This window comes from Streptomyces sp. NPDC048258, assembly GCF_043201995.1.
Lineage (GTDB): Bacteria > Actinomycetota > Actinomycetes > Streptomycetales > Streptomycetaceae > Streptomyces.
The window spans coordinates 412,866-434,611 of the sequence record NZ_JBICZH010000005.1 but is presented as its reverse complement, the minus strand read 5'-3'; the positions used below and the strand labels follow the sequence as shown (position 1 = coordinate 434,611).

Sequence of the window (21,746 nt, the reverse complement as noted above, 5' to 3'; positions counted from 1 at the left end):
GACCGTCCGTCGTACCCGCGTCGTGAGGACGACCGTGGTGGATTCCGTGGCGGGCGTGACGACCGCGGCGGCGACCGCCCGTCCTACCCCCGTCGCGATGACCGGGGTGGCGAGCGTCCCCCGTTCCGCCGTGACGACCGCGGTGACCGTCCCTCCGGTGGTGGCGGCGGCTTCCGCCGTGACGACCGCGGCGGCGACCGCCCGTCCTACCCCCGTCGTGACGACCGCGGCGGCGACCGTCCGTCGTACCCGCGTCGTGAGGACGACCGTGGTGGATTCCGTGGCGGGCGTGACGACCGCGGCGGCGACCGCCCGTCCTACCCCCGTCGTGACGACCGCGGTGGCGAGCGTCCCCCGTTCCGTCGTGATGACCGCGGTGACCGTCCCACGGGTGGTGGCGGTGGTTTCCGTCGCGACGACCGCGGTGGCGACCGCCCGTCCTACCCGCGTCGTGACGACCGCGGTGACCGTCCCTCCGGTGGTGGCGGCGGTTTCCGTCGCGACGACCGTGGCGGCGACCGTCCGTCCTACCCCCGTCGTGACGACCGCGGCGGCGACCGTGGCGGGTTCCGTGGTGGCCGTGACGATCGCGGTGGTGACCGTGGTGGCTACCGTGGCCGCGATGACCGTGGCGGCGACCGCGACTTCCGCGCGGACCGTGACCGGGACCCGGTCAAGCGGCTTCCGATCGACGAGGACGTCACCGGCCTCGAGATCGACGCCGATGTGCGCCAGGAGCTGCTGAGCCTGCCCAAGGGCCTGGCCGAGGAAGTCTCCAAGAACCTGGTCATGGTCGCGCGGCTGATCGACGAGGACCCCGAGCAGGCGTACGCGTACTCGCGCATCGCCCTGCGACTGGCCTCCCGCGTCGCCGCCGTCCGCGAGGCCGCCGGCTTCGCCGCGTACGCCACGCAGAAGTACAGCGAGGCGCTCGCGGAGTTCCGGGCCGCCAAGCGCATGACCGGCTCCGTCGAGCTGTGGCCCGTCATGGCCGACTGCGAGCGCGGCCTCGGCCGTCCGGAGCGGGCGCTGGCGATGGCCGGTGAGCCCGAGGTGCAGAAGCTGGACAAGGCCGGCCAGGTCGAGATGCGGCTGGTCGCTGCCGGTGCCCGGCGCGACCAGGGGCAGCTCGAGGCCGCCATCGTGACCCTGCAGAGCCCGGAGCTGGCCTCCAGCTCCGTCCAGCCCTGGACCGCGCGCCTGCGGTACGCCTACGCCGACGCCCTGCTGGCGGCCGGTCGTGAGGACGAGGCGCGCGAGTGGTTCGGCAAGACCCTCGAAGCGGACAAGGACGGGGCCACCGACGCCTCCGACCGCCTCGCCGAACTCGACGGTGTCGAGTTCGTCGACGCCGCGATCGACATCGCCGACGACATCGTCGACGACGAAGAGGACGAGGACGACGAGGACGCGGCCGAGGTCGCCGCGGCCGAGCGCGCCTCCGACGTCGCCGAGTACTACGACGAGGACGACGACGAGTACGAGCCGCTGGAGCAGTCCGAGGCCGACATCGACGTCACCGACGAGATCGTCGTCGTCGAGGACGACGAGGACGACGAGCGGGACGCGGGCCGCGACAAGGCCTGACGCGTGGTGAAGTAGAGAAGGGCGGTACCCCGGTCGGGGTACCGCCCTTCTTCATGTCCGGGAACGGGACGGGGCGTGTGTCAGGCCAGCCCGCGCAGCACCAGGCCGGTGGCCGGCTTCGGGCCGAAGGAGGTGGACTTCCGGGGCATCGTGACGCCCTGACGGGCCAGGTCCCGTACGACTTCCTCCCGTACGGGATGCAGCAGGACCGCGGTGCCCCCGTGGCGCTCGGCCATCTCCACGGTGGCGGCGGCGTCGTGGATGTACGTGATCTGGTCGGGTGCGTCCGGGACGTGCCACAGGGCGTCGAGCAGTGTGGCGTGCAGGACCGTGGCGTCCAGCCGGCGCCAGGCCTCGGGGCGGTCGTGCCGGACCGTGCTCTCCAGGAGTGCCAGGTCGGGGTCGGTGACCAGGTGGAAGGTGCCGTCGCCGGTCAGGAGGAAGGCGTTGCCCCGCTCCGCGGCGTCCGCGAGGGTTTCCAGAGCCAGCGGGAGCGGCCCCTCGACCGGGCGGACCCGGAAACGGCCCTCCAGCGCGGCGAGGGCGTCCGCCACCGGGAGGCGGCGCAGCATCCGGTGGATGGCGCGGACCTGGAGCGGGTAGCGGGCGGTGTCCACGAGGAGGACCAGGCCGAAGTCCCACGCGGTGGGGGAGCCGTGCTCCTCCTGGAGGCGCAGGTACGTCGCCCAGCGGTGGTGGCCGTCGGCGATGAGGGCCTGGCGATGGCTGAGATCGGCCGTCACGGAGGCGAGATCGGCCGGGTCCGTGATGGCCCAGAGGCGGTGCTGGAAGCCGTCCTCGGTCGTCGTCGACAGGAGGGGCGCGCGCTGGGCGGTCCGCTCCACGACGGCCGCCGCGCCCGCGCCGGGGTCGTCGCCGCGGTAGGTGAGGAGGAGGGGTTCGAGATTGGCGGAAGTGGCCCGCATCAGGCCCGCCCGGTCGGTGACCACGTCCGGCATGACGTCCTCGTGGGGCAGGACGATGCCGGCGTCGGCGGTGGACAGGGCGAGGGCGCCGATGATGCCGCGCTGGAGCAGGCCCGCCCGGCGCTGTTCGTAGACGTAGAGGGCGGGCTCCGGGTCGGCGCTGAGGATGCCCTCGGCGAGCCAGTCGTGCAGGGTGCGCGCGGCCTGTTCGTTGCGTGCGGCGGGGGTGCCGGCCTGCGGAAGGATCAGGCGGACGATGTTGTGCGGGTCGGCGGATTCGAGGTGGTCGACTCCGTCGGGGCGTACGACCACGTCGTACGGCGGCGAGGTGACGGCGGCGAGGCTGCCGACACGCTCCGGGACATAGCGCAGGCCATGGAACGGGATCAGGCGCAGTCCATGGTCCGCGGTGCCAGATGTGGTCATTGGTGCATGGTAAGACCCGTCTCGCGATGCGGGATGATCGGGGGAGTACGGAATCGGACATGATCGATCTCCCCCGGCTACCGCTGGGAGGGGCCCCAGGAGGAGCGACCAGGATGACCCGGCAGACCAGGACCAGTCCCGCGGCCAGTGAGCAGAGTCTGCACCAGGCGTACGACACTGCCCTGCTGGACCTCGACGGTGTCGTGTACGCGGGCGGGCATGCCATCGCGCACGCCGTGGACGCCCTCGCCGTGGCCCGGGCCGACGGGATGCACCTCGCGTACGTCACGAACAACGCGCTGCGGACTCCGGACGCCGTCGCCGAGCACCTGGGCGAGTTGGGCATCCCGACCGAGGCGGCCGAGGTGATCACCTCGGCGCAGGCGGTGGCCCGGCTGATCGCGGAGCAGGTGGAGCCGGGAGCGAAGGTGCTGGTGATCGGCGGGGAGGGGCTGCGGGTCGCGTTGCGCGAGCGCGGGCTGGTGCCGGTGGATTCGGCCGAGGAGGAGGGGCTCGCGGCGGTCGTGCAGGGCTACGGGGGTCCGGACCTGACGTGGGGGCGGTTCGCGGAGGCCTCGTACGCGATCAACCGCGGGGTGCCGTGGTACGCCTCCAACACCGACCTGACGATCCCGGGGGCGCGCGGGATCGCGCCGGGCAACGGGGCCGCGGTGGAGGTCGTACGGATCGCGACGGGCGCGGAGCCGCAGGTGGCGGGCAAGCCGTTGCCCCCGATGCACCGGGAGACGGTGCTGCGGACCGGGGCGGAGCGGCCGCTGGTGGTGGGGGACCGGCTGGACACCGACATCGAGGGCGCCTTCAACGGGGAGGTGGACTCGCTGCTGGTGCTGACCGGGGTGACGGACGCGAGGCAGCTGGTGCGGGCCGAGCCCCGGCACCGGCCGACGTACGTGGACCGGGACCTGCGGGGGCTGTTGACCGGGCAGCCCGAGGTAGAGCCGGCCGAGGGGGGATTCCGCTGCGGCGGATGGACCGCGGTCGCGTTGAACGCCGGTGTGCTGGAGCTGCGCGGGGAGGACGGGGATCCGATCGACGGGCTGCGGGCGCTGTGCGCGGCGGCCTGGACGGCGGCCGGGGACGGGGTCTGCACGCTCGACGCGGAGAAGGCACTGGCGAGGCTCGGCCTGTAGGCGGTGGCCGGGCGGTGGCCAGGGCCGTTCGGGTGATCCACCGAGGTGGAGGGTAGGCTAACCTAACCTCCGTGTTGGTCGAGAGTCCCCCCGAACAGAGCGCGGCGCCGGTCGCCGCCGTCCGCCCGCGCCACGGCGCCCGCGCCGCCGGGCTGCTGGGCGCTCTGGCGGTGCTGGCGCTGATCGCCGTGCTGAGCATCGCCGTGGGCGCCAAGCAGATGCCCATCGACGAGGTCTGGCACGGCCTGTTCGACTACACGGGGACGCCTTCCGACGTGGTGGTACGGGACCTGCGGGTGCCGCGCACGCTCCTCGGGCTGATGGTCGGGCTCGGACTCGGCCTGTCCGGGGCGGTGATGCAGGCGCTGACCCGCAACCCGCTGGCCGAGCCGGGCATCCTCGGCGTCAACGCCGGGGCCGCGGCCGCCGTCGTCTCCGCGATCAGCTTCCTCGGCGCGAGCTCCCTGAGCGAGTTCGTGTGGTGGGCCTTCCTCGGCGCCGCCGTCGTCTCGGTCGTCGTCTACGTGCTCGGCGGCAGCCGCAGCGCCACCCCGGTACGCCTCGCGCTCGCGGGTACGGCGGCCAGCGCGGCCCTCGTCGGCTACATCAACGCCGTGCAGCTGATGGACAGCAAGGCGCTGGACAAGCTGCGCTTCTGGACGGTGGGTTCGCTGGCATCGGCCAACATGGACACCGTCCGGCAGGTGGCCCCCTTCCTGCTGGTCGGCGCGGTGCTCGCGCTGTCGCTGGGCCGGCCGCTCAACGCGATGGCCATGGGCGACGACACCGCGCGGGCGCTCGGCGCCCACCTGACGCGCACCCGGATCGCCGCGATGCTCGCCATCACCCTGCTGTGCGGCGCCGCGACCGCCGCCTGCGGGCCCGTCGTCTTCATCGGGCTGATGATCCCGCACCTCGTACGGGCCTTCACCGGGCCGGACATGCGCTGGGTGCTCCTGTACTCCGCCGTCCTGTCGCCGGTGCTGCTGCTCGGCGCCGACGTCGTCGGCCGGGTCGTGACCCGGCCGGCCGAGCTCCAGGTCGGCATCGTCACCGCGCTCATCGGCGGCCCCGTCTTCATCTACCTGGTTCGGCGCAAGAGGATGGCCCAGCTGTGACCGTGACCGCCAAAGCCCGTCGGCTGAACCTTCCCGGCGGGATCTCGCTGCGGGTCGAGCGGCGCGCCCTGGCCGTGGGGGTGCTGCTCGCTCTCGCCGCGTTCGCGCTGGCCGTCCTGCTCATCGGCACCGGGGACTTCGACATCGCGCCGTGGGACGTCGTCCAGACGCTGCTGGGCAACGGCACCCCCGCCAACGACTTCATCGTCAACGACCTGCGGCTGCCGCGGGTGCTGGTCGCCCTGCTGGTCGGCGCGGCCCTCGGGATGTCCGGGGCCGTCTTCCAGTCCGTCTCCCGCAATCCGCTCGGTTCCCCGGATCTGCTCGGCTTCGGGTACGGCTCGGCGGTGGGCGCGCTCGTCGTCATCATCCTGTTCAAGGGCGGCGCCACCGAGGTGGCCGCCGGCGCGCTGCTCGGCGGGCTGCTGGCCGGGCTCGCCGTCTACCTGCTGGCGTACAAGCAGGGGATTCAGGGCTACCGGCTGGTGCTGGTCGGCATCGGCGCCTCCGCCATGCTCATCGCCGTGATCCAGTACCTGATCACGAAGGCCCAGATGGTCGAGGCCACCCGCGCGATGGTCTGGCTGACCGGCTCGCTGGCGGGCCGGGACTGGGCGCAGGTGTGGCCGCTGCTCGTGGTCTGCGCGGTGCTCTTCCCGCTGGTCCTCGGGCAGGGCCGGGCTCTGCGGATGATGGAGATGGGCGACGACGCCGCGTACGCCCTCGGGGTACGGGTGGAACGCACGCGGCTGCTGCTGATGCTCGCGGCCATCCTGCTCACCACCGCGGCGAGCGCCGCGGCCGGGCCGATCAGCTTCGTCGCGCTGGCCGCCCCGCAGCTGGCCCGGCGGCTGACCCGCTCGCCCGGGGGGAACCTGCTGACCGCCGCGCTCATGGGCGCGGTGCTGCTGATGGTGTCGGACTGGGCTTCGCAGCGGGCCTTCGGCGCCGACCAGCTGCCGGTGGGTGTGGTGACCGGGCTCGTCGGCGGTGTCTATCTGCTCTGGCTGCTCGTCACCGAGCGCAAGGCAGGACGTATATGAACCTCAGGAGTGACCAAGTGCAGCGGCTCACCGCGGAGAACGTGACCCTCGGCTACGACCAGCGGGTCATCGCCGAGAACCTGTCGGTGGAGATCCCCGACAACTCCTTCACCGTGATCGTCGGCCCCAACGCCTGCGGCAAGTCCACGCTGCTGCGCGCCCTGTCGCGGATGCTGAAGCCGTCCACCGGGCGGGTGCTGCTGGACGGGCAGGCCATCGGGTCGATGCCGGCGAAGAAGGTCGCCAAGACCCTGGGGCTGCTCCCGCAGTCCTCGATCGCGCCGGACGGCATCACGGTGGCCGACCTGGTCTCGCGCGGCCGGTACCCGCACCAGGGGCTGCTGCGGCAATGGTCGGCGGAGGACGAGCGGATCGTCGGGGAGTCGATGGCCTCGACCGGGGTCGCGGAACTCGCCGACCGGGCGGTGGACGAGCTGTCGGGCGGGCAGCGGCAGCGCGTGTGGATCGCGATGGCGCTGGCGCAGCAGACCCCGCTGCTGCTGCTCGACGAGCCGACCACTTATCTGGACATCCAGCATCAGATCGACGTGCTGGACCTGTGCGCGGAGCTGCACGAGACGCAGGGGCGGACGCTGGTGGCCGTGCTGCACGATCTGAATCACGCGGCGCGTTACGCCACGCATCTGATCGCGATGCGGGGCGGGGAGGTCGTGGCGGAGGGGCCGCCGGAGGCGGTGGTCACCGCCGAGCTGGTGGAGCGGGTGTTCGGGCTGCGGTGCCAGGTGATCTCCGATCCGGAGACGGGGACGCCGTTGGTGATTCCGGCCGCGCGGAGGGCTCGGGCCGCCGGGTAGTGCCGCCGCTGGATGTGGCTCGGCTCGGCTCGGCGGGCGGTGCGGCTCCAAGATCGGGGCTCCGCCCCGGACCCCGCGCCTCAAACGCCGGCGGGGCTTGAAGATCGCCTCAAACGCCGGCGGGGCTGGATGTGGCGGGGCGGGGTGGGGCGCGCCCAGCGAGGGGCTAGAGCAGGCTCTTCAGGCGGAGGAGGTCGCGGAGGCCGGCTTCCAGTTTTACCCGGCCGGAGGCCCAGGCCTTGGCGAACTTGAGGTTGCCCGCCACCAGGGCGATCAGGTCGTCGCCGGCCATCGCGAGTCGGATCTCGGCCTTCTCCGTCGGCGGGCCGGGGGTGAGGGCGTCCACCCGGATGAGGCCGTCGGTCAGGCGGCCTGTGAAGGTCCGGTCCAGGTCGGTGATGTGGCAGCTCAGGGAGCGGTCGAGCGCGGCCGCGCCGCGCACGCCGCCTTCGGCCCGCGCCAGATTGCCGGAGAGTTGGTCGAGTGCTTCGCGGCACTCCTCGATCGTAGCCATCGTGATCACGACCGTACCGCAGAGCCGTACGTGGCCGAAGGGCGCTTCGGGGTAGCGTCGGGGCATGAGCGACGAAGCTGCCGAAGCCATGGGCGAAGCCGCCGCCGGGCCCGCCGGGCCCGCGGCACTGGGCGTCGTCCGCACGCCCACCGGTCACGCCGGCGTGGACGCGCACCTGGCGCGGCTGGCGGACGCCGACCACCTCACGGCGGACGGACACCTCGAGGTGTACGAGGATGTCCACAGGGGGCTGCGTGACGCGCTGACGGCGCTGGACGCACCGCCCGTCCCCGGTCCGTACGAAAACAGGAGCTGAACCGAACGTGGCAGGAGTGGCACGCCGCCGCCTGGACGCCGAACTGGTACGCCGCAGCATGGCCCGCTCGCGCGAGCACGCCGCGCAGCTGATCGCCGCGGGCCGGGTGACCGTGGGCGGCACCACCGCGACCAAGGCCGCCACCCAGGTCGAGACCAGCGCGGCTCTGGTGGTCCTCAAGGACGACAGTGATCCCGATTACGTCTCGCGGGGCGGCCACAAGCTGGCCGGAGCGCTCGCCGCGTTCCAGCCGCAGGGGCTGGTCGTCGAGGGCCGTCGGGCGCTGGACGCGGGGGCCTCGACCGGTGGGTTCACCGATGTGCTGCTGCGCGCGGGCGTGGCCCATGTGGTGGCCGTCGACGTCGGCTACGGGCAGCTCGCCTGGTCGCTGCAGAGCGACGACCGGGTCACCGTGAAGGACCGTACGAACGTCCGCGAGCTGACGGTCGAGCAGATCGACGGCATTCCGGCCGACCTCGTCGTCGGCGACCTGTCCTTCATCTCGATCGGCCTCGTGCTGCCCGCGCTGGTGCGGTGCACGGCGCCGGACGCGGACCTGGTGCTGATGGTCAAGCCGCAGTTCGAGGTCGGCAAGGACAGGCTGGGGAGCGGCGGTGTGGTGCGCAGTCCGGAGCTGCGGGCGGAGGCCGTGCGCGAGGTCGCGGCGCAGGCCGCGAGGCTGGGTCTAGGCGTTCTCGGTGTAACCGCGAGTCCGCTGCCGGGGCCGTCGGGAAATGTCGAGTACTTTCTGTGGCTGCGGGCGGGGGCACCGGCACTCGACCCGGCGGATGTTGACCGTGCAGTGGCGGAGGGGCCGCAGTGACAGATTCATCAGCTACATCGGGTTCAGAGGGTTCAGAGGGTTCAGCGGATTCGGCCGGCTCAGGGGGGCCGGCCGTGGCACGTACCGTCTTTCTGCTCGCGCACACCGGGCGGCCCGCCGCCATCCGCAGTGCGGAGCTGGTCGTGAAGGGCCTGCTGCGGTGCGGGCTGGGCGTGCGGGTCTTCGCGCACGAGGCGGCCGACCTGCCGCTGCCACCCGAGGTGGAGCTGGTCACCGAGTCCAGCCCGGGGGTGCTCGACGGCTGTGAGCTGCTGATCGTGCTGGGCGGCGACGGGACCCTGCTGCGGGGCGCGGAGTTCGCGCGAGCCTCGGGGGTGCCCATGCTGGGCGTCAACCTGGGACGCGTGGGGTTCCTCGCCGAGGCCGAGCGCGACGACCTGGACAAGGTCGTGGACCGGGTGGTGACGCGCGAGTACGAGGTCGAGGAGCGGATGACCCTCGATGTGATCGTGCGCACGAACGGCGACGTGGTCCACCAGGACTGGGCGCTGAACGAGGCCGCGGTCCAGAAGGTGTCCCCGGAGCGGATGCTGGAGGTGGTCCTGGAGATCGACGGGCGCCCGGTGTCCGGCTTCGGCTGTGACGGGATCGTCTGCGCGACCCCGACGGGCTCGACGGCGTACGCCTTCTCCGCGGGCGGGCCGGTCGTCTGGCCGGAGGTGGAGGCGCTGCTGATGGTGCCGATCAGCGCGCACGCGCTGTTCGCGAAGCCGCTGGTGACCTCGCCGGACTCGGTGCTGGCGGTGGAGGTGCAGACCGGGACCCCGCACGGGGTGCTGTGGTGCGACGGCCGGCGCATGCTGGAGCTGCCGTCCGGGGCCCGGGTGGAGGTCCGGCGCGGGGCGGTGCCCGTGCGGCTCGCCCGGCTGCACCACGCGTCCTTCACGGACCGGCTCGTCGCGAAGTTCGCGCTGCCGGTGTCCGGATGGCGTGGAGCGCCGCACTGAGAGATGTCCCCTTGTGCGCAAATAGCACGTCCGTTCGGAGAAGTCCGGGCGGGTGACGTCACATGGCACCCGTGAAACCTCGGTATCGTCGTCCCGTGCTTGAGGAGATGCGGATACGGTCGCTCGGGGTCATCGACGACGCGGTGGTCGAGCTGTCGCCCGGTTTCACCGCGGTGACCGGCGAGACCGGCGCGGGCAAGACGATGGTCGTCACCAGCCTCGGGCTGCTGCTCGGCGGGCGCGCCGACCCGGCCCTGGTACGGATCGGGGCCAAGGCCGCGGTCGTCGAGGGCCGCATCGTCATGCGCCCCGACGCCCCCGCCGCCGTACGCGCCGAGGAGGCGGGAGCCGAGCTCGACGACGGCGCCCTGCTGATCAGCCGGACCGTGTCCGCCGAGGGACGCTCGCGCGCCCACGTCGGCGGCCGCTCCGTGCCCGTCGGCCTGCTCGGCGAACTCGCGGACGACCTGGTCGCCGTACACGGGCAGACCGACCAGCAGGGGCTGCTGCGGCCGGCCCGGCAGCGGCAGGCGCTCGACCGGTACGCCGGGGACGCCGTCGCCGTCCCGCTGGAGAAGTACGGGTCGGCCTACCGCAGGCTCCGCGCGGTCGCCGTCGAGCTGGAGGAGATCACCACCAGGGCCCGGGAACGGGCTCAGGAGGCCGACCTGCTGCGCTTCGGGCTGGACGAGATCGCGGCCGTGGAACCGGTGGCCGGCGAGGACATCGAACTGGCGGCGGAGGCGGAGCGGCTCGGGCACGCCGAGTCGCTGGCCTCGGCGGCGCAGGTGGCACACGCCGCGCTCGCCGGCAATCCCGAGGACCCGGAGGGCATCGACGCCAACACCCTCGTCGCGGGCGCCCACCGGGCCCTGGAGTCCGTACGCTCGCACGACCCGGCGCTCGGCGCGCTCGCCGAGCGCATCGGCGAGCTGGGCATCCTGCTGGGTGACGTGGCCGGGGAGCTGGCGGGCTACGCCGACGACCTCGACGCCGACCCGCTGCGGCTGGCCGCGGTGGAGGAGCGGCGGGCGGCCCTGACCCAGCTGACGCGCAAGTACGGCACCGAAGGCACCGTGGACTCGGTGCTGGAGTGGGCCGAGCGGGGCTCGGCGCGGCTGCTGGAACTGGACGGCGACGACGAGCGGATCACCGAGCTGACCGCCGAGCGGGACGGACTGCGCTCCGAACTGTCGGCGCTGGCGCAGGCCCTGACGGACGCGCGGGTGGAGGCGGCGACCCGGTTCGCCTCGGCCGTGACGGAGGAGCTGGCCTCGCTGGCGATGCCGCACGCACGGGTGACCATCGACATCCGGCAGGCCGAGGACCCCGACGGGGTGGACGTGGACGGCCGCGCGGTCGCCTACGGCCCCTCGGGCGCGGACGAGGTCGAACTGCTGCTCGCCCCGCACCCCGGGGCCCAGCCGCGGCCGATCGCCAAGGGCGCCTCGGGTGGTGAGCTGTCCCGGGTGATGCTGGCCGTGGAGGTCGTCTTCGCGGGCTCCGACCCGGTGCCCACGTACCTCTTCGACGAGGTCGACGCGGGCGTCGGCGGCAAGGCGGCGGTCGAGGTGGGCCGGCGGCTCGCGAAGCTCGCCAAGTCGGCGCAGGTGGTCGTCGTCACCCACCTGCCGCAGGTGGCCGCCTTCGCGGACCGGCAGCTGCTCGTCGAGAAGACCAACGACGGCTCCGTCACGCGCAGTGGGGTCACCGTCCTGGAGGGCGAGGACCGGATCCGCGAGCTGTCGCGCATGCTGGCGGGTCACGAGGACTCGGCGTCGGCGCGGGCGCACGCCGAGGAACTCCTCGCCGCGGCGCGCGCGGACGCGTCAAGGTGAGGCCGCGGTAGCCCGTGTGGGTGAGGCTTGGGGGCGTCCTGCGGTATCTCTCACGGGATCCGCACCCGTATGGGCCCGGAACGCGCGTGCGGACTGGCATCCTGGGCGACGTCTCTGACTCTCCCTCACCCTGGAGCTTCGGCCCGTGAGCAGCTCCCCGGTCTCCGCGTCCGTCCCGGCACAGCCCTACGGGCGGCCGCCCCTGCGTACCGTCCAAGTGCTCGGCGGCGGCGGCGCGGCGGCGGGCAGCAGTGCGCACGTGCGGTCGCTCACGACCGGGCTCGCCGCGCGCGGGGTACGGGTCACGGTGTGCGCGTCCGTCGAGGCGGAGGGGGAGTACGACTTCACCGGCGCGGGCGCGCAGTTCGCGCCCGACGCGGTGAGCGCGCTGCGGGCCGCCTGCGCCGGGGCCGACGTCGTGCACGCGCACGGGGTACGGGCCGGGATGCGGGCCGCGCTGGCCCTGCGGGGGCACCGGGTGCCGCTGGTGGTGAGCTGGCACGGCGACGGCCCGGCGGCCGCCGGTGCGCTCGGGCGGCTGAGCCGGATCCTGGAACGGCAGGTGGCGCGGGCCGCGGCGGTGGTGCTCGGGGCCTCCTCGGACCAGGTGGACCTGGCGCGGCTGCGGGGCGCGCGGGACGCGAGGCTGGCGCCGGTGGCCGTACCGGCGGCCGGGACGGATGCCGATGCCGGCAAGGTGCGGGCGGAACTCGGGGCGGTGGAACGGCCGTTGCTGATCGCGGTCGGGAGCCTGGTGCCGCACCGCGGGTACTCCGTACTGCTCGACGCGGCGCGGGAGTGGCGGACGCTGGAGCCGCTGCCGCTGCTGGTGATCGCGGGGGAGGGACCGCTGCGGGCCGAACTGTCCCGGCGGATCGAGGCCGAGGGTCTCCCGGTACGGCTGCTGGGGCGGCGCCGGGACGCGGCGCAGCTGCTGGCGGCGGCGGACGTGGCCGTGCTGCCGAGCCGGTGGGAGGAGCGGGCCCTGCTGGCGCAGGAGGCGCTGCGGGTGGGAGTTCCGCTGGTGGCGACGGCGGTGGGGGGCGTTCCGGAGCTGGTGGGGGAGGGTGCGGCGCTCGTCCCCGACGGGGACGCGAGGGCCCTTGGCTCCGCCGTGGCCGGCCTGCTGGCGGATCCCGACCGGCGGGCCGCGCTGGCCGCCGCGGGGCGGGCCCAGGCCGCGACGTGGCCGTCCGAGGACGACACGGTCGCGCAGGTCCTGTCCGTCTACGACGAGCTGATGGAACGCCGCCGGTAGCCGTGCCGGTGCCGCCGCCACTGCCGGGGCCCAGCCTCCGCGCCTGTAGCGCCGGCGGGGCTGGATGTGGTGCGGCTCGGTGGGCCGGTGCGGCTCAAAGATCGGGGCTCCGCCCCGGACCCCGCGCCTCAAACGCCGGCGGGGCTGAAAGAACCCGGGGCTCCGCCCCGGACCCCGCGCCTCGAACGCCGGCGGGGCTGGGTTGTGTCTGGCGGGGCTGGATGTGCCTGGTGGTGGCACTGACGTGCGCGGAGCGCAATTCCAGCCCCGCCGGCGTTTGAGGCGCGGGCGCGGAGCGCCGTAGGGGTAAGGGGTCTGGGGCGGAGTCCCAGGGAACGGTGGAAGGGCGGGTGGGGGACACGCCCCGCAGGGCCACCTACCCGCACCCGCCCCCCACACGGCGACCGGCGGCGGTGGCGGAAACCGCGCCCAGGGCCGACGGACGGAGTCCGGCGCAGCGGTGCGAAGCCGGGAGGTCCGCCAGGGCGCAGCGGTGCGAGCGGCGCGTCAGGAAGGAACGTGGCGGCGGGCGCGGAGGGCCAGGCTCAGGGAGAGGACCGTTTCCGGGTCGTCCAGGTCCGTGCCCAGGAGTTCCGAGATGCGGGCCAGGCGGTTGTACAGGGTCTGCCGGTTCAGGTGGAGTTCGCGGGCCGTCTCCGCCTTGCGGCCCGCGTGGGCCAGGTACGTCTCCAGGGTGGGGAGGAGCGGCGGCCGCGAGGTCGTGTCGTGGGTGCGGAGCGCGCCGATCGCGCGGTCCACGAACGCGGCCAGGTCGGGGTGTTCGCGCAGCCGCCACAGCAGCAGGTCGATGTCGAGGCGGCGGGCGTCGTACCAGGGCAGGGCCGGCAGGCCGTGGGCCGCCGTGGCCGTCTCCGCCGCGTGCCGCAGGCCCGCGGAGGCGGCCGCCCAGCCACCCGCCACCCCGACGACCACGGCCGGCGGGGCGGAGGCGCGGTCCAGCCCGGCCCGCTCCACGCCCGCCCGCAGCGCGGCCGCGACCCGGTCCGCCACCGCCGTGCGCTCCGACTCGGCGCGCAGCGACACGAGGAGGGGGACGCGGCCCTCCACCGGGCGGACGCCCAGCAGGACAGGGACCCCGACGGACGACAGTTCCTCCAGGACCGCCCGGGCCAGGACGGCCCAGTTGCCGGACGGCCCGAGGTCCGAGGAGAGCCGCATGACCACCGGCAGCAGTGGACCGCCGCCCGGCTTGAAGCCCAGGACGCGGGCCTGCGCCGGGGCGTCCTCCGCCGAGATGCGGCCCTCGGCGAGGTCCGTCAGGAAGTCACCGCGGCCGCGCGCCGCCAGTTCCTCCTCCTGCCGCGCCTGCATCAGGACGACGGCCAGCACGCCCGCGGTACGTTCGGCCGCCATCCGGTGCACCGGGAGCAGCGGTGCCGAGACCCCGACCAGCACGACCCGGGCCCGGACCGAGCCCGTGCCGTGCCCCCCGCCCGGTACGTCGACCACCACGGTGTTCGCCGACGGCTCGGCCTCGCGCTGGCCCCGCAGGCCCTCCCACACCTGGAGCGGGTCGGCGCCCGCGTCCCCGCCCGAGCTGCCGGCCGCGTACAGCAACTGCCCGTCGGGGGTCTCCAGGAAGACCGGGTTGCCCGTGAAGTCGGCGAGGATCCGCAGCACCTGCGGGATGCCGCCGCCGCCCAACAGGGCCTCCGTACATCGCCGGTGGACCTCCTCCGCCCGCTGGAGCAGCGCGTAGTGGTGGTTGACGATCTCGGTGTGGACCTCCTCCGTGACGGTGACGAAGGGGACCTCCCGGTGGAGCTGGACCAGCGGCAGGCCCGCGGTGCGCGCGGTCTCCACGATCGTCGCCGGCAGCCGGGTGAAGCGCGGGCCCAGCTCGACCACCAGCGCGGCGATCCCCCGGTCCGCGAGGCGGCGTACGAAGGCACGCTGCTCGGCGGGCCGGGTGCCGAGGCCGAGACCCGTGGTCAGCAGCAACTCGCCGCCCTTGAGCAGCGAGGCGATGTTCGGGACCTCGCCCGCGTGCACCCAGCGGACGGTCCGGCCCAGGCGGTCGGCGCAGGCCACCACCTCCGGCAGCCCGCTGCGCAGCCCCGGCAGCTCCAGTGCCTGCTGAACCGTGATTCCGCCCTGGTTGTCCATATCGCGGGACGCTACCGGCAGGCCTGTTCCGCGCACATCACCTCCCGGTTACGGACGGCCATGTGCGCCCATCCGGCCCGACAACTCGTCGCCCCGGCAAGGAGATTATCGGACCACGTGCCGATTGTGGTGTGCGTCACGCGGGGAGAGAGTGGGCGCCCTCCACACGGAAGAGGACGCGATGAGCAGAGACATCACGGGCGGGTCGCCGCAGACACCCGCGGCCCCGCAGGTCCAGCGGCTGAAGGCCAACTCGGTGGGGCTGGTGGGAGTCGTGTTCATGGCCGTCGCCACCGCCGCGCCGATCACGGCCATGACCGGAAACCTCCCCATCGCGGTCGGGTTCGGAAACGGCGTCGGAGCCCCGGCCGGCTATCTCTTCGCGACGGTCGTGCTCACCGTCTTCGCGGTGGGCTACGTGGCGATGGCCAAGCGGATCACCGCCGCCGGCGCCTTCTACGGGTACATCTCGCACGGCCTCGGCCGCATCGCCGGGATGGCGTCGGGGATGCTCGCCGTCCTCGCCTACATCGTCTTCGAGGCCTCGATCGTCGGCGTCTTCTCGTACTTCGCCAAGACCACCGTCGACGACCAGCTCGGTGTCGACCTGCCGTGGGTGCTGTACGCGGCCGGGATGCTCGCCGTCACCGCCGCCCTCGCCCACTTCGACATCAACCTCACCGCCAAGGCCCTCGGCGTCATGCTGGTCGCCGAGATCGCCGTGCTGTTCGCCGTCGCCACCGCCGTCCTGGTCGCCGGCGGCGGTCCGGACGGGATCCCGCTCGAGCCCGTCAACCCGAAGAACGCCTTCACCGGCACCTCCGCCGGACTCGGGCTCTTCTTCGCCTTCTGGTCCTGGGTCGGCTTCGAGTCCACCGCCATGTACGGGGAGGAGTCGCGCGACCCCAAGCGGGTCATCCCCAAGGCCACCCTCATCTCCGTGGTCGGCGTCGGCCTCTTCTACATCTACGTCTCCTGGATGACCATCGCGGGCAACGGCCTGGCCGAGTCCGTGGAACTGTCCGCCTCCGCGAGCCCCCTCGACCTGTTCTTCGCCCCCACCCAGACCTTCATCGGCGCCTGGGCGGTCGACGCCTTCCAATGGCTGCTGCTCACCGGCTCGTTCGCCTGCGGCATGGCCTTCCACCAGTGCGCCGCCCGCTACCTCTACGCCATCGGCCGCGAGGGCTTCCTCTCCCCGAAGCTCGGCCGCACCCACCCGGGGCACGGCTCGCCCTACATCGCCTCCCTCGTGCAGACGGCCATCGCCACCGCCCTCGTCGCCGGCTTCTGGCTCACCGGGCAGGACCCGTACCTGCACCTGTACACGCTGCTCGCGATCCTCGGCACCATGGCGATCCTGATCGTCCAGACGCTGTGCTCCTTCGCCGTCATCGGGTACTTCCGCAAGAACCACCCGGAGGACCGGCACTGGTTCAGGACCATGACCGCGCCGCTGCTCGGCGGGATCGGCATGACCGCCGTCGTGGTGCTGCTGGTGCTCAACATGGAGACCGCCGCCGGCGCCGCGGCCGGCTCGCTGTTCTTCAAGCTCATCCCGTGGATCGTCGGCGCCGTCTTCCTCGGCGGCCTCGGTCTCGGCCTCTGGCTCAAGGCGAAGGCCCCCGCCCGCTACGAGATCATCGGCCGGATCGTCCTGGAGGACGCCGCCGAACGCCCCGTCGCCCCGTCCCCGTCCACCGCCGCCGCGAACGTCTGAGGAGCCCCGCCATGGCCCGTACGCCCGTGATGCACGCCCTGCGGCGGCTCGCCGCCGAGCACGCCGCCGCCCGGCGCCTCGACCTGCCCGCCGAGGAGGTCCGCGGCTCCACCCGCCGCGAACTCCTCGGCCGGGCCGCCGCCCTCGGCCTCGGTACCGCCCTCGCCTCCTCCGCGACCGCGTACGCCGCCGAGTCCGCGCCCGCCAAGAAGCCCGTCGGCCCCGCCCGCGTCGCCGTGGTCGGCGCGGGCATCTCCGGCCTGACCGCCGCCCTCACCCTCAAGGACGCCGGGGTCCCCTGCACCCTGTACGAGGCCAACCCCGGCCGCGTCGGCGGGCGGATGTGGACCCAGCGCGACCACTGGGCGTACGGCCAGACCTCCGAGATCGGCGGCGAGCTGATCGACACCAGCCACAAGAAGATCCTGGAGCTTTGCCGCCGCTTCGGCCTGCCCACCGAGGACTTTCTCGGCGGCGGCCCCAACGGGGCGGAGGAGGTCCTCTGGTTCGACGGGGAGTACTACTCCCGCACCCAGGCCGACGAGGACTTCAAGGCCGTCTACCAGGCACTGCGCCGCGACCTCCAGGAGGCCGGCGAGGTCTCCTGGAACACCACCACCCCCGCCGGCACGGCCCTCGACAACATGACCCTGTACGAGTGGATCGAGACCCGCGTCCCCGGCGGCCACGGCTCGCAGCTCGGCCGCTTCATCGACGTGGCCTACAACGTCGAGTACGGAGCCGACACCGCCCAGCAGTCCGCCCTCGCCCTGGTCCTCCTGATGGGCTATCAGCCCAATCCCGGCAACTTCAACGTCTGGGGCCTGTCCAACGAGCGCTACCACATCACCGGCGGCAACGACCGGCTGCCGAACGCCATCGCCGCCGCGCTGCCGGCCGGCACCCTGGTGACGGGCCGCGAACTGGTCGCCGTACGCGCCAACGCCGACGGCACCCAGACCCTCACCTTCAACGACTCCGGCGCGACCCGGACCGTCGTCGCCGACCACACCGTCCTGTGTCTGCCGCTGCCGATCCTCCAGCGCATCGACACCTCCGGGGCCGGCTTCGACCCGCTCATGCGCAACCTGCTCAGGGACGCCAGGATGGGCTACTGCACCAAGCTCAACATGCAGTTCACCGCCCGCCCCTGGCGCGGCACGGGACCCTGGCCGGGCGTCTCCGCGGGCGACTGCTTCACGGACTCCGCCGTCCAGCAGACCTGGGACACCACCAAGGTGCAGCCCGGCAACGGCGGGATCCTGCTCCAGTACGGCGGCGGCACCCTGGCCGGGGCGCTCACCCCCGCGACCCCCTTCGCCACCGAGACCGATCCGTACGTGCGCGACCTCGCGAGCCGCGTGCTGACCGGCGTCGACTCCTTCTTCCCGGGCACCAAGGCGGTCTGGAACGGGCGGGCCCAGCTCTCCGCGTGGCACCGCAACCCGTACTCCCTGGGCGCCTACTCGTACTGGCCCACCGGTTATCTGCACCGCTACGCCAAGTACGAGGGCACCGCGCAGGGCAACATCCACATCGGCGGCGAGCACTGCAGCTACGACTTCCAGGGCTTCATGGAGGGCGGCGCCACCGAGGGGGAGCGCGCGGCGCGCGAGGTGATCGCCGCCCTGGTCTGACCCGTGTGACCGGGGTGACCCCGGTCAGGTCGGCCTGATGTTGTGGTTGAAGCGGAAGACGTTGTCCGGGTCGTACCGCCGCTTCAGCTCGCCCAGCCGCCGCATGTTCTCGGCGCCGAGGCCCGCGACCACCCGGTCGTGGCCCTCGTCCCCGGTGAAGTTGAGGTAGACCGCGCCGGTGCTCCACGGCTGGACGTCGGCGCGGACGTCCTTGACCCACTGCCGCACCCGCTCGTCGTCGGCCGGGTCCTCCCACATGCCGAAGGGGTGCACCGCCCAGGCCGCGTCGCGGTACGGCACCGGGTAGTCGCCGGGGGCCGAGGCGATCGCGCCGCCCTGCGGCCAGACCGCGTGCTGGGTGCCGGTGGGCACCGGCATCGAGTCGGCGCGGGCGCAGAACACGTCCACGAACTCGTCCGGCACACCGGTGAGGTACTCCGCCGACCAGTAGTTCCGCATCCCGGGCGGGTCGTCGATCATGCACTGGAGGTCGGCGTACGGGATGGCCGTGACGATCTCGGCCTCGTGCGGGATCGTCAGCAGCGGTGCGGCGAGCTTCCGCATCTCCTCCTCGGGACCCGCGTACGTCAGCAGTACGCCGGCCAGCAGCAGCCCGACCAGATGTGGCGGGACGAACTCCTCGGGCGGGCCGGTCAGGTAGATGGCGGCGCCGCTCGCCTCGGGCGGTCCCGCCTCGATGACGTCCCGGTACGTACGGAGCGCCTCGGGCCCGCGCTCCGGCAGGTACAGCACGAACGCGATCGACATGGCGGGCAGTTCGTGCAGCCGCAGGGTCAAAGAGGTGGCGACGCCGAAGTTCCCGCCGCCGCCGTGCAGCCCCCAGAACAGGTCGGGGTGGTCCTCCGCGGTCACCTGGAGCAGCTCGCCGTCCGCGGTCACCAGGTCCACGCCCAGCAGATTGTCCACGGCCAGGCCGAACTTCCGGTCAAGCCAGCCGGAACCGCCGCCGAGGACGAAGCCGCCGACACCCGTCGTGGAGGCCCGGCCGCCGGTGGTCGCCAGCGCGTACGGCTCGCAGGCCCGGTCCAGGTGGCTCATCGTGGCCCCGCCCCCGATGCGGGCCGCCCTGGCCGCCGGATGGACCGTCACCTCGTGCATCCGCCGCAGGTCCACGACCAGGCCGCCGTCGTTGAGGGACATCCCGGCGACGCTGTGCCCGCCGCCGCGCACCGAGACCTTCAGGTCCAGGTCCCTGGCGAACCGTACGGCGGTGACCACGTCCTCCGCGTTCTCGCACCGGGCGATGACGGCGGGCCTGCGGTCGATCATCGCGTTGAAGACCGTCCGGGCCTCGTCGTACCCCGGATCGTCCGGGGCGAAGACGTCACCGGCCAGATCATCGCGGAGCGCGGCGAGCGCCGTGCCCGCCTTCGAGAGGGGCGACATGGCCTCCCCCTTCCGAGAAGGGCATAGAACCCTTCCAGCGTAGGCGGAGGAGATCACCGGGGCACGGCGGAGGGCATCCGTGCCCGTGCCCCGGATCCGGCGCTATCCCCCGTACGCCCCGCTCGCGGTGAGCCGCAGCGCGGTGTCGATCAGCGGAACGTGGCTGAAGGCCTGCGGGAAGTTCCCGACCTGGCGCTGGAGCCGCGGGTCCCACTCCTCGGCCAGCAGCCCGAGGTCGTTGCGGAGCGACAGCAGCCTCTCGAACAGCCGCCGCGCCTCGTCCACCCGCCCGATCATCGCCAGGTCGTCGGCCATCCAGAACGAGCAGGCGAGGAAGGCACCCTCGTCGCCCTCCAGACCGTCCACGCCCGCCTCCGCGCCCGTCGTCGGGTAGCGCAGGATGAAACCGTCGGGCGTGGACAGCTCGCGCTGGATCGCCTCGATGGTGCCGATGACCCGCTTGTCGTCCGGCGGCAGGAAGCCCATCTGCGGGATCAGCAGCAGGGAGGCGTCCAGCTCCTGCGACCCGTACGACTGGGTGAAGGTGTTGCGCTCCTTGTCGTAGCCCTTCTCGCACACGTCCTGGTGGATCTCGTCGCGCAGCTCGCGCCACCGTTCCAGCGGGCCGTCCGCGTCCCCGCTCTCGATCAGCTTGATCGTGCGGTCCACGGCCACCCAGGCCATCACCTTCGAGTGCACGAAGTGGCGCCGCGGGCCGCGCACCTCCCAGATGCCCTCGTCCGGCTGGTCCCAGTGGGTCTCCAGGTAGCGGATCAGCTTGAGCTGGAGCAGCGAGGCGTAGTCGCTGCGAGCCAGGCCGGTCATGTGGCCCAGGTGCAGGGCCTCGGTGACCTCCCCGTACACGTCGAGCTGGAGCTGCCCGGCGGCGCCGTTGCCGACGCGGACCGGGCGGGAGTTCTCGTAACCGGGCAGCCAGTCCAGCTCGGTCTCGCCGAGCTCACGCTCGCCCGCGATCCCGTACATGATCTGCAGGTTCTCCGGGTCGCCGGCCACCGCGCGCAGCAGCCACTCGCGCCAGGCGCGGGCCTCCTCGCGGTAGCCGGTGCGCAGCAGCGAGGACAGGGTGATGGCGGCGTCGCGCAGCCACGTGTAGCGGTAGTCCCAGTTGCGGACGCCGCCGATCTCCTCCGGCAGGGAGGTGGTCGGCGCGGCGACGATCCCGCCCGTGGGGCCGTACGTGAGGGCCTTGAGAGTGATCAGGGAGCGGACCACGGCCTCCCGGTAGGGCCCGTGGTACGTGCACTGTTCGACCCACTCGCGCCAGAACTCGGTGGTCGAGTCCAGGGCCGCCTCGGCGTCGGGGGCCTCGGGCGCGCCCCGGTGCGAGCGCTGCCAGCTGATGCTGAAGGCCATCCGGTCGCCCGGCCCGACGGTGAAGTCGGAGTACGTGGTCAGGTCCTTGCCGTACGTCTGCGCATCGGTGTCCAGCCACACGGAGTCGGGGCCGGCGACGGCGACCGTGCGCCCGTCGACCTTGTGCACCCAGGGCACGACCCGCCCGTAGCTGAACCGCATGCGCAGCGCGGAGCGCATCTTCACGCGCCCGCTGACGCCCTCGACGATGCGGATGAGCTGCGGCGCGTGGTCCTCGCGGGGCGGCATGAAGTCGATCACGCGGACCGTCCCGCGCGGGGTGTCCCACTCCGATTCCAGCACCAGCGAGTCGCCGCGGTAGCGGCGGCGGGCGGCGCGCGGGGCCTCGGAGCCGGCCGCGAACGCCGGGCCGATCCGCCAGAACCCGTGATCCTCGGTGCCGAGAATGCTCGCGAACACGGCATGGGAGTCGAAACGGGGCAGACACAACCAGTCCACGGCCCCGTCCCGGCAGACCAACGCGGCGGTCTGCATGTCCCCGATCAGTGCGTAATCCTCGATGCGCCCGGACACGTTGCATCTCCAGTCGAACGGTCACGTCCACCCCGAAGGGCGCTTGCATTGCGCTGGTTGCGCGGTCTCCTGTGTGTAGGGATCTCCGCGTTGAGCCCATGATTCCGTATGTTGGCCCGGTGGGAGCCGTTCGACGGCTGCTCGGCGGCGATGTGTGCAATATC

General features: G+C 73.1%; 17 protein-coding genes and 1 pseudogene. 13 read left to right on the top strand and 5 right to left on the bottom strand.

The features are described from left to right. Positions 1–745: pseudogene (locus ACGFYQ_RS15710) on the top strand (hypothetical protein); the annotation flags it as partial. After that, positions 727–1,587, top strand: coding sequence for a hypothetical protein (locus ACGFYQ_RS15705; protein WP_393744022.1), 861 nt, complete (start codon positions 727–729; stop codon positions 1,585–1,587). The pseudogene ACGFYQ_RS15710 and the gene ACGFYQ_RS15705, both read left to right, overlap by 19 nt. A gap of 80 nt (positions 1,588–1,667) precedes the next feature. Here ACGFYQ_RS15705 and ACGFYQ_RS15700 read toward each other — a convergent pair whose 3' ends face one another. Then, positions 1,668–2,939: a DUF1015 family protein gene (locus tag ACGFYQ_RS15700; protein ID WP_393744020.1), complete on the bottom strand. Its 1,272-nt coding sequence runs from the start codon at positions 2,937–2,939 to the stop codon at positions 1,668–1,670. Between the two features lie 113 nt (positions 2,940–3,052). Here ACGFYQ_RS15700 and ACGFYQ_RS15695 point away from each other — a divergent pair, with 113 nt between their 5' ends. The 4 genes from ACGFYQ_RS15695 to ACGFYQ_RS15680 all read left to right on the top strand — a co-directional run bounded on the left by ACGFYQ_RS15695 (position 3,053) and on the right by ACGFYQ_RS15680 (position 7,066). Then, the gene (locus tag ACGFYQ_RS15695; protein WP_393744018.1) at positions 3,053–4,090 is read left to right on the top strand and encodes an HAD-IIA family hydrolase; all 1,038 of its coding nucleotides are present in this window, start codon (positions 3,053–3,055) and stop codon (positions 4,088–4,090) included. A 71-nt stretch (positions 4,091–4,161) separates the two neighbouring features. Beyond that, complete coding sequence (locus ACGFYQ_RS15690) at positions 4,162–5,208, top strand: FecCD family ABC transporter permease (protein WP_393744016.1); 1,047 nt, start codon at positions 4,162–4,164, stop codon at positions 5,206–5,208. Continuing rightward, on the top strand, positions 5,205–6,251 hold the full coding sequence (locus ACGFYQ_RS15685) for a FecCD family ABC transporter permease (RefSeq protein ID WP_393744014.1): 1,047 nt from the start codon (positions 5,205–5,207) through the stop codon (positions 6,249–6,251). The genes ACGFYQ_RS15690 and ACGFYQ_RS15685 overlap by 4 nt, the downstream gene beginning before the upstream one ends. Beyond that, entirely contained in the window at positions 6,248–7,066 is an 819-nt protein-coding gene (locus tag ACGFYQ_RS15680) for an ABC transporter ATP-binding protein (protein WP_393744012.1), read from the top strand. Before ACGFYQ_RS15685 ends, ACGFYQ_RS15680 begins: the two co-directional genes overlap by 4 nt. 166 nt (positions 7,067–7,232) lie before the next feature. On the opposite strand, the gene ACGFYQ_RS15675 is transcribed toward ACGFYQ_RS15680, so the two are convergent. After that, entirely contained in the window at positions 7,233–7,580 is a 348-nt protein-coding gene (locus ACGFYQ_RS15675; RefSeq protein ID WP_393744071.1) for an SCP2 sterol-binding domain-containing protein, read from the bottom strand. A gap of 64 nt (positions 7,581–7,644) precedes the next feature. On the opposite strand from ACGFYQ_RS15675, the gene ACGFYQ_RS15670 reads away from it, so the two are divergent. From ACGFYQ_RS15670 to ACGFYQ_RS15650, 5 genes are all read left to right on the top strand, one after another. After that, entirely contained in the window at positions 7,645–7,896 is a 252-nt protein-coding gene (locus ACGFYQ_RS15670) for a hypothetical protein (RefSeq protein WP_393744010.1), read from the top strand. A 7-nt stretch (positions 7,897–7,903) separates the two neighbouring features. After that, on the top strand, positions 7,904–8,719 hold the full coding sequence (locus ACGFYQ_RS15665) for a TlyA family RNA methyltransferase (protein ID WP_393744008.1): 816 nt from the start codon (positions 7,904–7,906) through the stop codon (positions 8,717–8,719). A 74-nt stretch (positions 8,720–8,793) separates the two neighbouring features. Then, the gene (locus ACGFYQ_RS15660; protein ID WP_393744006.1) at positions 8,794–9,687 is read left to right on the top strand and encodes an NAD kinase; all 894 of its coding nucleotides are present in this window, start codon (positions 8,794–8,796) and stop codon (positions 9,685–9,687) included. 107 nt (positions 9,688–9,794) lie between these two features. Further along, on the top strand, positions 9,795–11,525 hold the full coding sequence (gene recN / locus ACGFYQ_RS15655; RefSeq protein ID WP_393744069.1) for a DNA repair protein RecN: 1,731 nt from the start codon (positions 9,795–9,797) through the stop codon (positions 11,523–11,525). Positions 11,526–11,670: 145 nt separating this feature from the next. Next, a complete protein-coding gene (locus ACGFYQ_RS15650) occupies positions 11,671–12,783 on the top strand; it encodes a glycosyltransferase family 4 protein (protein ID WP_393744004.1) in 1,113 nt (370 codons plus the stop codon). A 507-nt stretch (positions 12,784–13,290) separates the two neighbouring features. On the opposite strand, the gene ACGFYQ_RS15645 is transcribed toward ACGFYQ_RS15650, so the two are convergent. Beyond that, complete coding sequence (locus ACGFYQ_RS15645) at positions 13,291–14,910, bottom strand: PucR family transcriptional regulator (RefSeq protein ID WP_393744002.1); 1,620 nt, start codon at positions 14,908–14,910, stop codon at positions 13,291–13,293. Positions 14,911–15,091: 181 nt separating this feature from the next. Here ACGFYQ_RS15645 and ACGFYQ_RS15640 point away from each other — a divergent pair, with 181 nt between their 5' ends. Beyond that, complete coding sequence (locus ACGFYQ_RS15640) at positions 15,092–16,630, top strand: APC family permease (protein WP_393744000.1); 1,539 nt, start codon at positions 15,092–15,094, stop codon at positions 16,628–16,630. An 11-nt stretch (positions 16,631–16,641) separates the two neighbouring features. Further along, positions 16,642–18,267: a flavin monoamine oxidase family protein gene (locus ACGFYQ_RS15635; RefSeq protein ID WP_393743998.1), complete on the top strand. Its 1,626-nt coding sequence runs from the start codon at positions 16,642–16,644 to the stop codon at positions 18,265–18,267. Positions 18,268–18,291: 24 nt separating this feature from the next. On the opposite strand, the gene ACGFYQ_RS15630 is transcribed toward ACGFYQ_RS15635, so the two are convergent. Further along, positions 18,292–19,674, bottom strand: a complete 1,383-nt coding sequence (locus ACGFYQ_RS15630) for an FAD-binding oxidoreductase (RefSeq protein ID WP_393743996.1) — start codon at positions 19,672–19,674, stop codon at positions 18,292–18,294. A gap of 102 nt (positions 19,675–19,776) precedes the next feature. Then, a complete protein-coding gene (locus ACGFYQ_RS15625) occupies positions 19,777–21,582 on the bottom strand; it encodes a glycoside hydrolase family 15 protein (protein ID WP_393743994.1) in 1,806 nt (601 codons plus the stop codon). Between the last annotated feature and the right edge of the window lie 164 nt (positions 21,583–21,746).